At 39.5% G+C, this 12,617-nt stretch carries 7 protein-coding genes and 1 tRNA gene; 3 read left to right on the forward strand and 5 right to left on the reverse strand.

Translation table 11 applies throughout. From position 1 onward, the window contains the following. Nucleotides 1–67: 67 nt before the first annotated feature. From der to yiaA, 3 genes are all read right to left on the reverse strand, one after another. Nucleotides 68–1,378 carry a ribosome biogenesis GTPase Der gene (der, locus tag QZT69_RS14180; protein WP_294675698.1) on the reverse strand — a complete coding sequence of 437 codons (1,311 nt, stop codon included), beginning with the start codon at nt 1,376–1,378 and terminating at the stop codon, nt 68–70. 53 nt (nt 1,379–1,431) lie between these two features. Beyond that, entirely contained in the window at nt 1,432–2,307 is an 876-nt protein-coding gene (era, locus tag QZT69_RS14185; RefSeq protein WP_294675704.1) for a GTPase Era, read from the reverse strand. 171 nt (nt 2,308–2,478) lie between these two features. Next, a complete protein-coding gene (gene yiaA / locus QZT69_RS14190; protein WP_294675711.1) occupies nt 2,479–2,880 on the reverse strand; it encodes an inner membrane protein YiaA in 402 nt (133 codons plus the stop codon). A 189-nt stretch (nt 2,881–3,069) separates the two neighbouring features. Between yiaA and QZT69_RS14195 the strand changes: the two genes are divergently transcribed. The 3 genes from QZT69_RS14195 (at nt 3,070) to QZT69_RS14205 (ending at nt 4,597) form a co-directional block, all read left to right on the forward strand. After that, a complete protein-coding gene (locus tag QZT69_RS14195) occupies nt 3,070–3,735 on the forward strand; it encodes a DUF1906 domain-containing protein (RefSeq protein WP_294675714.1) in 666 nt (221 codons plus the stop codon). 161 nt (nt 3,736–3,896) lie between these two features. After that, nucleotides 3,897–3,969, forward strand: a tRNA-Met gene (locus tag QZT69_RS14200). A gap of 289 nt (nt 3,970–4,258) precedes the next feature. Further along, complete coding sequence (locus QZT69_RS14205) at nt 4,259–4,597, forward strand: hypothetical protein (RefSeq protein WP_294675719.1); 339 nt, start codon at nt 4,259–4,261, stop codon at nt 4,595–4,597. A 94-nt stretch (nt 4,598–4,691) separates the two neighbouring features. Here the strand turns inward: QZT69_RS14205 and QZT69_RS14210 are convergent, their stop codons facing one another. Then, nucleotides 4,692–5,282, reverse strand: a complete 591-nt coding sequence (locus QZT69_RS14210; protein ID WP_294675724.1) for a DUF922 domain-containing protein — start codon at nt 5,280–5,282, stop codon at nt 4,692–4,694. Nucleotides 5,283–5,346: 64 nt separating this feature from the next. Beyond that, nucleotides 5,347–12,459, reverse strand: a complete 7,113-nt coding sequence (locus tag QZT69_RS14215) for a SpvB/TcaC N-terminal domain-containing protein (RefSeq protein ID WP_294675738.1) — start codon at nt 12,457–12,459, stop codon at nt 5,347–5,349. Between the last annotated feature and the right edge of the window lie 158 nt (nt 12,460–12,617).

Raw genomic sequence — 12,617 nt, forward strand, 5'->3', positions numbered from 1 at the left:
CATTGTTTTTTGCAGAGTACCTTAGGCAATCATCTAAAAATATGTGACTTATGTGTTTATAAAGCCTTTATTTTTTTCGGAAGTAGATTCGCACCGGAACTCCTTCGAAATTGTACATTTCACGCAGACGGTTCTCCAAAAATCGTTTATACGAATCCGGAATATACTGCGGTAGATTACAGAAGAACGCAAATGCCGGAGCATGAGTCGGTAGTTGTTGTACGTATTTGATCTTCACGTATTTTCCTTTCAGGGACGGCGGCGGATTGCTGTCAATAATCGGCAATAAAACATCGTTCAACTCTGAAGTAGAGATTTTTCTGGTGCGGTTTTCATAAACTTCCATTGCTTTTTCCAAAGCTTTATGGATACGCTGTTTCGTCAAAGCAGAAGTAAAAATGATCGGAACATCGTTGTAGGGTGCCAGATCGTTTCTCAATTTCTTTTCGTATTCCACAGCTGTCATGGTATCTTTTTCTACCAAATCCCATTTGTTGACCAAAACAACCACACCTTTGTGGTTTTTCTCGATCATGTAATAAATGGTCAGATCCTGCTTTTGGATGCCTTCCGTTGCATCGATCATGAAAATACAGATATCCGAATCTTCGATCGTACGCACAGAGCGCAATACGGAATAGTATTCGATATCTTCCGTTACTTTCGCTTTCTTGCGAATTCCTGCAGTATCAATCAGCATGAAATCAAATCCGAAAGCTTTATATCGCGTATCGATGGAATCTCTTGTTGTTCCGGAAATGTTCGTTACAATATTCCGCTCTTCACCGGTAAGGGCATTAATCATGGAAGATTTTCCCACGTTTGGCTTCCCAACAACGGCAATGCGTGGTAAATTCGCTTCTTCTTCTCCACGCGGATCTTCCTTGTCAAAATACTGGACCACTTCATCCAGGATCTCTCCTGTTCCGGATCCATTCGCTGCAGACAGGTCGAATACGTCACCAAGTCCGAAAGACCAGAATTCTGCAGACATTCCAACACGATCATTGTTGTCTACTTTATTCGCGATGACTAAAACTTTCTTTTTGGTTTTGCGAAGGATGTTTGCAACCGTTTCATCCAGGTCCACGATTCCCGTTGTTGCATCCACGACGAATAGAATGACATTTGCTTCTTCGATTGCAATTTCAACTTGCTTACGGATTTCTCCTTCGAAAATATCCTCCGAACCTTTTACATAACCTCCGGTATCAATCACTGAAAACGGAATTCCGTTCCATTCTCCACGGCCATAGATACGGTCGCGGGTTACACCACTGACTTCTTTGACGATGGCGTGAGAACTTTCGGTTAAGCGGTTAAACAGGGTGGACTTTCCTACATTCGGGCGTCCTACGATGGCAATTATATTTCCCATTTTTTGTTTTTTAGACGTACTTCACAGCACTGCGTTATAGATAATCCCGGGACTTAATACCCGTACTTTTTCAATTTTTGTTCACTGGCTCTCCAGTCTTTATCCACTTTTACGAAAGTCTCCAGGAATACCTTTTGACCCAAGAAAGCTTCCATATCCAAACGGGCGTCACGGCCAATGCGTTTCAGCATATCGCCTTTCTTCCCGATAATAATTCCTTTTTGTGAATCGCGTTCCACGATAATCAGCGCACGGATATGCGTAATGTTTTCGGCTTCTTTGTACGATTCGATTTCTACCTGACACGCGTAAGGAACTTCCTTGTCGCAATGCAGGAAGATTTTTTCACGGATCATTTCCGACACGAAGAAACGAACCGGGCGATCAGATAATTCTTCCTTATCAAAATATGCAGGACCTTCCGGAGCCAATTGCAGGATGCGGTCCCAGATTGTGCTGATATTGAATTTATGCAGGGCAGAAGTCGGGATGATTTCCGCATTCGGAACTTTTTCTTTCCAGTACTGAACACGTTCTTCTAATTTCGTTTGATCTGCTAAATCGATCTTATTCAGGATCAAAAGAACCGGGATGCGTAATTTGACGATACGTTCAAGCGTTTCCTTGTGGTTCATTTCATTTTCGCTCATATCCGTAATGAACAATAAAATGTCCGCGTCCTTGAACGAACTTTCCACATAACTCATCATAGCTTCATGAAGCTTATAGGAAGCGTTTACTACTCCCGGAGTATCGGAGAAAACGATCTGGTGATCGTCTCCGTTTACCAATCCGTGAATACGGTGGCGCGTAGTCTGCGCTTTAGAAGTAACGATGGAAAGCTTTTCACCAACCAATCCGTTCATAAGCGTCGATTTACCAACATTGGGGCTGCCGACAATATTTACGAAAGCTGATTTGTGAGACATATCTTAGAAATTTGGTGCAAAGGTACGCTTCTTATTCTAAAAAACGGCCGAATTCGATGAATTCATCTGTTAATAGTAGCAAACTCCGGGGTAATTTCCACACAATTGTTCTAAAACATAAAAACCTGCTTGTCAGATGATAAGCAGGTTTTTCTTTAATTTATGGTTGATTTAGAATGGTTTCTCCTTAGAAATGGAGTCACGGGTATTTTTCTGAACGGCAACGGCACCGAATATGGCCAGTACGAAAGAGAAGGCAAAGAATCCTTTTTCGCTTCCCCACATATTGGCGTTCCACAAGCCAATGATGAGTAAAGCGATGGAAAGAACGGTACAAAACCAGCTGATTCCGTAATAGATATCCGTTACCGGAATTCCTTCCAGGCGGTCACGTACACTTTTCTGCACACTGATTACCGAAAAGAGGGCAAACATGATCACGGTGAAATAATATCCTTTGTCGGACAATTGAAGTTGTTTGTTCCCAAAAAGACCGCTGAAGTATCCGATCAATCCTGTTCCGAAAGCTACCCAGCTGGCAGCGACAAATGCAAATGAAGGTTTCTGAGTCATTGTTTTAAGTTTAAAAGTTTTGACAAAGATGTGGTTTGCTAATCTTTTAGTAAAATGATTTAGCAATACTTGAAAAAGGTGAGTTGCGATTTTCCGTACAGGTGATGTTTGTATTTGAAAGGAAAGTGTATTTTTACCGTATTGGGAAAAGAATTGTTCCTAATACTAATAATTTAATAACCAGTATTCATGACTACACCTTTACTTCCGGGTTCCGTGCAAAATGCCGCCCCGGGTTTGAGTGGATTTGATACAAATACCGTACTCAATGCCACATCTGCTTCCTGTTTTGTAAACAATGGCTATGCATTCTGTTTCAGATACCTGTCGCGCGGACACGGACAGCAACCAGGTGATCTGAGTTACACGGAAGCCAAAACGATTCTTGAATCCGGATTAGCGCTAGGTGCCGTACAGCATGTTTCCATGCCGGGCTGGACACCATCTGCTTCACTAGGAACGGAATACGGAACCAACGCTGCGTATAACGCGGCATCTATCGGGCTACCGGCTGGAATGAACCTGTGGATGGATTTGGAAGGAATTGCCTCGGGAACTTCTGCCCAAACGGTTATTGCGTATTCCAATGCGTGGTACGATGCTGTCTTTGCTGCAGGATATATTCCCGGAATCTACGTGGGAGCCAACTGTATCCTAACGGGAGATCAATTGTACAACTCCCTGAAGTACCAGCATTATTGGAAGTCGCTGAGCCAGGTTCCTTCAATTCCTGTTCGTGGCTACCAACTGGTGCAATCCTTTTCGAAAGATCCGGTATGCGGTGTCTCCATTGATAAAGACAGTACCATGACAGATCAATCGGGAGGAACAGTTTTATGGCTGAAGATGGGATGATTACTTACTGACAGAGGGTCTTTTTGAAGCGTTTTTGGGAATTTTAGCACTTTTCTTTTACAAAACACTTGCAGAACGCTAAAAAGTGTGTATCTTTGCACCACATTTAACGGAAACGTCTGTTGAATCATTGAAATAGCAAGTATAACTTAAAGATATATTGCGGGGTGGAGCAGTTGGTAGCTCGTCGGGCTCATAACCCGAAGGTCGCACGTTCGAGTCGTGTCCCCGCTACAAAGAAAAAGGCATTTTGTGAAAACAGGATGCCTTTTTCTTTTCCTCAAAACCCGCTCTCACACTCACTCTATGGTATTTTGAAAAATGCCTTTTTCCAGTGCGAGTACTGAGAGCGAGAGTGTGATCGAATTGGAGTTTGTAAATTCGATATTCCTACAAATCGTTATAGAATCTATTAATTGTCAAGTTTTGGCAGCCTTTTTTGTTTTATAGAAATTGCAAACCACACCTGCTTGTTTTATCAACCTCCTGTTTTGGTGCTGAACGGGAACTAAACCTTCTCCAAATGGAAACACGACCACACGCACCAATAGAAACACAAAAGACATTCGTCTGCAACAGAGAAATTGTAACAAACCTTATCAAGCAGGATTTGATTCATTGGAAAATGATCAACTTGCTCCAAAACATGCAGGTTCGCGCCGACGATTATCAATTAGATATCAGTTCTATCATCTTTGAGATAATGGACCTGAATAATCGCGAAAACGTCGATGAAATCTTTGAGAAATACGTGGAAATGTCAAAGCCGATATTGAAGTTATCCCCAAGCCAATCAAACCGGAAGATTGATGTGCTTGCTGCTAAGATTTATGATTACTTGGAACTATGTAGCCGAAAATAAAAAATCAGCTCCACCTAGAGCTGATTTTTTATTTTAAGTTAACCAATTAAAAGATATTGGTTTGAATTCAAATATCCTCATCAATAAATAAGCCTTATTGTTTAGATTTAATTCGTTTGATAACCACCCTGGTTTTAGCATATCTATCCAATTCTTTTAATTCCTTAGCAATTTTTATTTGCCAGATTTTTTGCTTTTCCACAATAGTACCATGATTGGTTTCTTTATCATAATCGTTACCCAAATTCTCCAATCTTATAGTAGCTCTATTGAAAATTCGGTTTATCATTGGATTAATGCTATCCAAAGAAGTAAACTTATATTCCAAAAACTCCTTTCTTAATTTTCTAGTTGTTAGTTCACCAATATCAAAATGTAATTGCTCATGATTTAAAAGGTTTACACTTTGAACTTTTTTCCACGAATCTTTTTTTTCGAAAAGGCAAACGAAGTCATAATCAACAATGCTATCAGAATAGATATTAACCATACTTCTTATAATGGTAGAAGTTACTGCTTTATGAGTACTTTTTTCGTCTGGTTTTCCTTGAAAATCATCCCAAGTCAATTTTCGTTTTTGATTCCAAACAATGTAGTCTTCAATTATAGCAACATTTTCAATTTGAAATGAAAAACTAGATAGTCCAATCAAAATTAATAATCCAGTAAAAAAAAGAACTTTCATCGCACACAATTTTTTGATTTCATTCTAAAATCATACCAAAAATAGACTTTATTAATAACTAAAATCAGTTTGTACCAGGTACAAATAATGTCCCTTGCATATTCATACCTCCATTAGGACTTCCAAGTTGTCGAATTATTTGACTTCTATCAACTCCCATGCTAATCAAAATATCAGTTATAGTATTCATTCTATTTGTTGCTAAAGCTTTAGCAGAAACTTTAAACCTTGTTATTGTACTCCAACTTCCTCCTACCCCAACCTCAGTATTAGCTATAATAGTAAAGGTTGCATTTGGATTTTTTTTCAAAGCACGCGCTATTTCGCGTAATGCGTTTGTTGCAGATTTGGTACTTTTCTTCGTTAAATGTGACTTTCCAGGAGCAAAGTCAGCCGGAATTTTCTTCGATGAAGTTATAGGAGGTGAAGATGTCTTAATTACTTTTTTGTGAATTATTTTGGTTGTTTCTACTTTTTCTATTTTTGACTCTTCTTCTTTTTCATCACCGGCTTGAATTTTTTTAATTTCATGATTTTCAGCTTTTTTAATATCCAAATCTTTTTTCAATAGGGCTATTTCATTCATAGTTATATAAGTTCCCATATAGTAATGCCCAAATCTTCCTGAAGCAGATGTTCCAGATACATCTTTCTCCCATTTATCTCCATTTCTAAAATGATACCTAGAGACTAATTTAGAATTGTCTTTGTTTGTATAAATAAATTCTACGATATTATTTTCTTTCATCCCATCAGTTGGTAATTTTAATACTTCATTCCGGTCTGCATTTTTATCGGTGAAATTCCTCTGACCTTCCATAGGAGTGGATTGAATTACAGTTTCGCCGCCATTCTTTCCTTGCTCACTGTTTTTCGAGTTATTATTCTGCAAACCATCGATATCATAATCATTAATTGGATTATTATCAGAATAATTATAGGGGCTAAGTTGTGCATATTTTGAGGATAATGGGTCAACACTGATAAATCGACATGTCCAAGCTACGTAATACCTTGCCCCGTAATAATACAACCCACTTTCCAAATCTTTTTCTTTTCCTACATAACGGTACCTTTTTTTGGTAAATGTTCTTAAAGAACTATCACCAAAAGGATAATATTCTTCCTTATCAATAGTTGTTCCATATCCATCTAGGCGTATTGTAGAACTACCAATTTGATCTTCTAGATTATATACAATATCAGCTGAGATATCATCAGGGAATAAATCTCCTATTCGGATCATCGCAATGCGTGAAGTGTCATCCATTATGTGGATATAATTTTTCTCATAAATAGTCCCATTTTCCAGAATACAGCACTCAAAAAGACCATCAATATATATAGTTCGCTCATAAATAGGGTTGGCACTCGTGCCTGTTCGTACTAATTTACTTACACGATTCATTCCAGAATAATCATACTGAGTAAAAATAGTCGGATCAGCACTTCCTGCTTGATTGTAATAGGTAATTAACTGATTCCCTGCATTCCAAACATAATTTCGTGTAGTCCCTGCAGTTAATAGATTTCCACAAGTATCATAAGTAAAATCTTCGATCAACGAATGAGTTGGAGTTTCTACTTTTTTTAAGGTGTTATGCTCTGTATTATACATGAAATTTCGGGTAAAACCATTCGTCCCCAATTGTTTTACCTGTTGTATATTCCCCAATTTGTCATAATAATAGTTCCGAGTATAAGCCCGTACATTATTTGCATTTGGTGTCCCAGGAGCAGGTGCGTCGCTATACAAATAATCATTTTCGTGCTCGGCATCACTCTCCCTTCCATCAGCAGAAATAACGCGATAAAGAGGATCATATTCAAAATTCCTATCTAAAGCATGATTCCCCAATATGCTTCCCGTAATACCACAGTCGTTTACCCTTTGGAGTATCTTAAGAATGTTTCCAACTAAATCAAAGTTGAAACTATTATCCTGCTTATTCGATCCACTTTGCGGTTCATAGGTGATTGTATTCCCTATGTGAGATTTAACGTATTTCTCACTTCGCTGACGTGACAGACGAAAAGTAGTTTGGTCATAGGAATATCTTGTCATAATATCGTTACCAAAAGCAATGAGTAACCGTTCTCCCTTCGCATTGTAGGCAATATTTTCTACATATTCTGTTCCGTCATAACTTACTTTTTCAAGTGTTCCTGCACGATTATAAGTCGGTATTATATTTTTGCGTTCGTTGTTTACGTTCTCAGGTAATGTAATTTTTATGATCCTATTCAATGCATCAAAAGTATTGCTTGTTTCAAAGATTTTTGTATCTAAGATAGTTGGTAGTCCTGTCCAATCGACTAAGTAAGTTTCGTAATTATCTAATGCTGTTTTCAATATCACACTGCTAATTACTTTCTGCTTTTTAGAAAGTAAATTTCCCTTAAAATCAAATGCTATACTTTCTATTTTCCCGCTTTCGTCATACTGCTGCCATACTTGTCCAAGGAAGTTATTTGTTTTTGGTGTAGTTGCTTGTTCGCCATAAATCATTTGAGCATTTAAACGGAAAGGACTTGTTCCATTATTTTTTGACCAACCATAAATTGGTCGATACAAGGGATCATAAGCAGAAAGTATTTGAGCTTCCTTGGCATCTTTTCCCTTAATGATTTTTCCAATTGCATCAAAAACTGAAACACTTTTTCCACTGTCGATGTGTTTTGTCCAAAGTGATGGTAAAGGATTATCCTCTTGGGTGGGTCGCAAATCATAAATATGTTCAAATACCTTTCTATTATAGGAGTCCCTTACTTGCAATAGATTCCCACGTATATCATACAAATAGTGCATTAGTACATCTTCGTATGTATCTGTTTCTCTATTGTGATGTGCTTTATGTTCGGTAGTTTGGATCGTTCTTCCTAAACCGTCAATCAATGAGCTCTTTGGTGTATACCAATGGCTTACAGGGACAAGGTTATTCACTGGGTTGGTTATCGGAGCCAAATCATTTGCATCGTATGAGTAGTTCTCCCAAGGTGAGGGTAAAAAGTTATCCGGACTGTTTAATGCAGTGGGAATTCCGAATACAACCCGTTGTTCACTCTCATCTGGGTTTACTGTGCAAAATACCCTGCCCATTGTATCGTAGTATATTTTTACTTTCATCCCTAATTGAGGATTTATAATTCCCCCAACGGTACTTAATTGAGGTAAAGAATAATCGAAGCCTTTATCAAAAAAAGGTTCATATTGTTCTACCGTTAAACCTTTGTTATTGTAAATACACCAACCACTTACAACTACATTAATTGGATCATTCTCGTCGCGTTCAATTCCTATAGTAGTTGTATTTGCTGCGCTTTGGTCTTCAGGCAATCCTGAGGTTCCAAAAGTTTGGTTACCAAATATCACATCTTCTGCCTGGGATCTTATTTGTAATAATCTTCCAAAGCCATCTGTGTATTCTACTTTTACAATCGTTGGACTATCCGGATTGTCCTGATAATGCTCTTCTCTTAAAATGGTTTTAACCCAAATAGGATTTCCTTTATTTTTAAACGCAAAGAAATCATATTCCATTTTCATTGAAGGGGCATAACGTTGGTAGAACCCACCTGAATTGCTTTTATAATCCCCTTCTGTTCCTTTGCCTATTAATGCAGTTGCTTTAAGTAACCCAAGCGGTGAGAAATCAAAAACAGAAATATTATCGTTTATATCGATTAGATTATTGACCTGAAAACTTCGATAGTCATATTCTGCTTTGTTTTCCAGATAATCCGTTGTGTTGAACCATTGTTTCGTGCTAACAGGAAGAAATTTATATGAATCATAATCAATTGTTGAACGATTGTCAAATACATCTCTGCTCTCAATAGCCAATCCAACAGGATATTCAATACTACTATCCTGCCAATCATATTTAGCACGTCCACTTTCAGCATACCATCCTTCCTCGTGGTTTGGAAAACCGGTTCGACGATCTTTATATCCCAATCGTTCATCACCATTTTGCAATAATCCTTCAAATGCAGCCGGATAGCCATTTGAACTACTCCAATCCGGTGTATCTTTAAAACATTCAGGAATTTCCGATCCATATGCGGATTCAATGATCTCATCTGTTAACACTAGTGCTTCACTTCGAACAGGAAGACCGTAATTCCCAATTTGTCCATAAGGCAAGCCTTCAAAAGCTTCTCCATCGTAAAAATTCAGGGAGCAGCCTATTACAGGCAGTATATTGCTATTGAAAACAAGATCTTTGTAGCCAAAAATATTCAGGTTAGAAGCGGGCTTAGTAGCATCATATGAAGTTGACTTTTTTACCCGGTCAACCATGTATTGTCCGTTCGGAATGTCTTTATAAATGAATTCGCTGATGCCGTAAGTACCCAGGTAGTCTCCGTTTCCGCCTCCGAGCGGAGTTGCTCCACGCGGGAGCCCCGCACTTAATTGTCCTCCCGGATTTCCGTATGCATCGTAATCTTTCGTGAAGGTAAATTGGTGCATCGGGTCATTACCGCGTTCATACTGGCTGGTCCTTCCTGCCAGGCTAAAAGAGAAAAACACAAACATTTCTCCGGATTGCTGAGTTGGATCAAATTCCGTCCGAATTCCCATCAAACTTTCGATAATTGTGTAAGGAACATTCTCCAATGCCGATCCATCGCGACCATAGAGTTCTGATCGCAGTAAAGTTCCTCTCAACGTTCGAATAGCATCTCGTCTGGCTTTTCTTGGTAAGGAACTCAATAGGTTTTTGGTTTCAACAGTTCGCTGAAGAACATTCGTATCTACCTGCCAGTATTGATAAGAGAAATCTAGTTCTTCCCATCGGGTGTAATCCGGACCAACAGGCCCCAAATGGAACCAGCTTTTGGTTTCAACCGGCGGAGAATAATATTCTGCTGTCAGGTTTCCAGGGTTGTTTAAGTTATTCTCAGTTCCATCCGATGATGCCGCGGTAAAACGTTCGAATGATTCCGTGTCCCTGGAATCAACATGGGCGAACCCTCTGAATTCGCGTTCAGCACCATCCCAATAACCATTGTGATAGGAGTATTCCGTTACCAGTTTTCCACCTGAAAGCAAGTCGTGAACTTCTGTTCTGTTTACTACTTGTACCGGAAAGGGTAGTTGTGTTTTCCAACGTGTTAATGGATCCTGGTCGTCTCGCAAAAAGTGTTCAATAGAAGAACTATATTCCACACGGGTAACACTTCCCATGTTATTGTTCATCTCTTCCAGCAAGTAGGGCTTGTTTCCACCTGTGAAATCCAGGAAGAACATGCGTCCTTTTGTTCCGGTGGTTACAATTTGGCTCCAAACAATTCCGGACTGTCCGGTTCCCATGATATCCGCTATGCGCAAACTTTCCACTTGGTGTACAGCGGGAGTCCCCATGATGATTACTTCTTCTGAAAACCCATTTCCGCTTTGGTTCACATATAAGGTAACTCGATTATTCTCCACAAAAGCAATATCTGCCTGCCCGTCACCATCCAGATCTCCTAACAGAATTTGCTTCGGGTTGAACTGCTCCGGGAAACGTGGCGCATTTTTCATGTTTACAACCTGACCAAATCGTCCATACCCCAGGTTCGGCCAGTATTGCACTCTTCCTGATGAGATCAGGACAATATCCTGCAAACCGTCGCCAGTCATGTCCGCGAAACGGATTCGCGGATCGGAAAAACTGAAATCAGCAAAGGTTTTATCTGCAATCCGAATTTGATCAAATCCCTTTTCAGGATCATTCAAAAAGCACTCAAATTTAGCTCCGTTACGTAATACGTCTGTAATACCATCGCCATCCAAATCCATAAATTGGACTTCGGGATCTACTAAACTGAAAGACGGTTTTTTGGAATAAGAACGGTAATTCTTTTTATCCCACACATCATTGAAACTTCCGGAAAAGTAACCGGCTTGAAGGCCATTAACCACCAATAAATCACTTCGTCCGTCTCCGTTGGCATCAATTAACTGAACACCTGCATTTCCCAATTGGATGGAGGGAGAAACCGGGATTGTTTTAGGAGAAGCAAAAACACCCTTTCCTTTATTAGGCCAATACCGCGATCCTGTTCCATCCATTTGCAGCAAATCCGGAAGTCCGTTTCCGGTCACATCCACCAATTCATAGCCCGGTTGAGCCAATGAAAGAGAAGGAATAGGGCTTTTGATTTCATCTAATCCTCTGATAGAAGGCTTAAATGTGGAGTAACCAAATTCCAAAGGCGGCATCCATTCACTTTCTTCGCCTTTGTGTCCTTCCACACTAACATCTCTCAATAGAGAAACGCCATTTAACGGAAGTTCTTCCAGGTAATTAAAGTGATACGTTTTCACTTTCCGGGTTTCATCGGCGTGTGTGTAGGTTGAAATAGCTTTACAGCGCTTGGTGGTACGGATTTCAAAACCTTGTCTGTAAGCCGAAAAGGAATCCGCTCGTTCTTCATATTCGAAACGCACTTCACAGAGGTGTTTCTTCACATTTTCTTCATAGTACTGGTTGTATTTAATGGAAGAAAGGTATAACTGATCAGAACTATGTGGCTGGAACTTGCTATCAGAAAGAACTAATTCTCTTTCGTATTCATAAATCACTTCGTTCCCAAAAGGATCGACAGTTTTGCTCAATGTCCATCCAAAAATGGCATTCCGGTTTTCAGGATTAGCGATTACAAATGAAGTTTCATTGAAGGTAATATCCGGACTGCCATAATAGGTGACTAAGCCGTCTTTACTTCTGACTTCCCAATAATTTCTTCCGTTGCTTTTTTTGTGGTGAACAATTCGAGCAAATAAGCCTTCGGTGCGAGGACGATAGAATGTCCTTTCCCAGTTGACTGAAGTTCCATTTTCCTCAATGGTTTCTTTTTCCTGTTTCACCGGAACTAAATCCTCCGCTCCTGATAGAATGAAAACATCTTTTCGGTCATCATATACTGGGATTCCCTTACTTGTTTTACGCATAATTCCGGGAATACCCAACGCCCAACCCATTCCAAAGACACCATTTCCATTTCCGGTACTGTATCCTAGTGATAAGTTTGGCTGCATGCCATTCCTGCCGGAAGGAACAGCGATCGGAACACTGAAATTTCCGGTTCCTGTGAATAGATCAGGGGAGAACTTTTCTCCCAGACCGCTTTGAGCTCCCCCGCCTGAGGGAGCTACGATTGCAGATGTGCCTTTGGTGTTAGACATGATTTAAATGTGTTTAGTGGTTAATTCAATTAACTTATACTTTTTAATAATACTCGAAATGTGCTACAGCTTTCTATTCTTTTTTTGTCAAAACATAAAACATCGTATATACAATCTCTGAAGTTGATGAAATACCGGATTCCTTTAAAGTATATCCT

The organism is uncultured Fluviicola sp. (genome assembly GCF_902168135.1).
GTDB lineage: Bacteria > Bacteroidota > Bacteroidia > Flavobacteriales_D > Crocinitomicaceae > Fluviicola.

Coding starts and splice junctions, on each gene's coding strand:
- QZT69_RS14210 (WP_294675724.1), bottom strand. CDS start 5,282: ATGAAAGTTCTTTTTTTTACTGGATTATTAATTTTGATTGGACTATCT.
- QZT69_RS14195 (WP_294675714.1), top strand. CDS start 3,070: ATGACTACACCTTTACTTCCGGGTTCCGTGCAAAATGCCGCCCCGGGT.
- QZT69_RS14205 (WP_294675719.1), top strand. CDS start 4,259: ATGGAAACACGACCACACGCACCAATAGAAACACAAAAGACATTCGTC.
- QZT69_RS14215 (WP_294675738.1), bottom strand. CDS start 12,459: ATGTCTAACACCAAAGGCACATCTGCAATCGTAGCTCCCTCAGGCGGG.
- yiaA (WP_294675711.1), bottom strand. CDS start 2,880: ATGACTCAGAAACCTTCATTTGCATTTGTCGCTGCCAGCTGGGTAGCT.
- der (WP_294675698.1), bottom strand. CDS start 1,378: ATGGGAAATATAATTGCCATCGTAGGACGCCCGAATGTAGGAAAGTCC.
- era (WP_294675704.1), bottom strand. CDS start 2,307: ATGTCTCACAAATCAGCTTTCGTAAATATTGTCGGCAGCCCCAATGTT.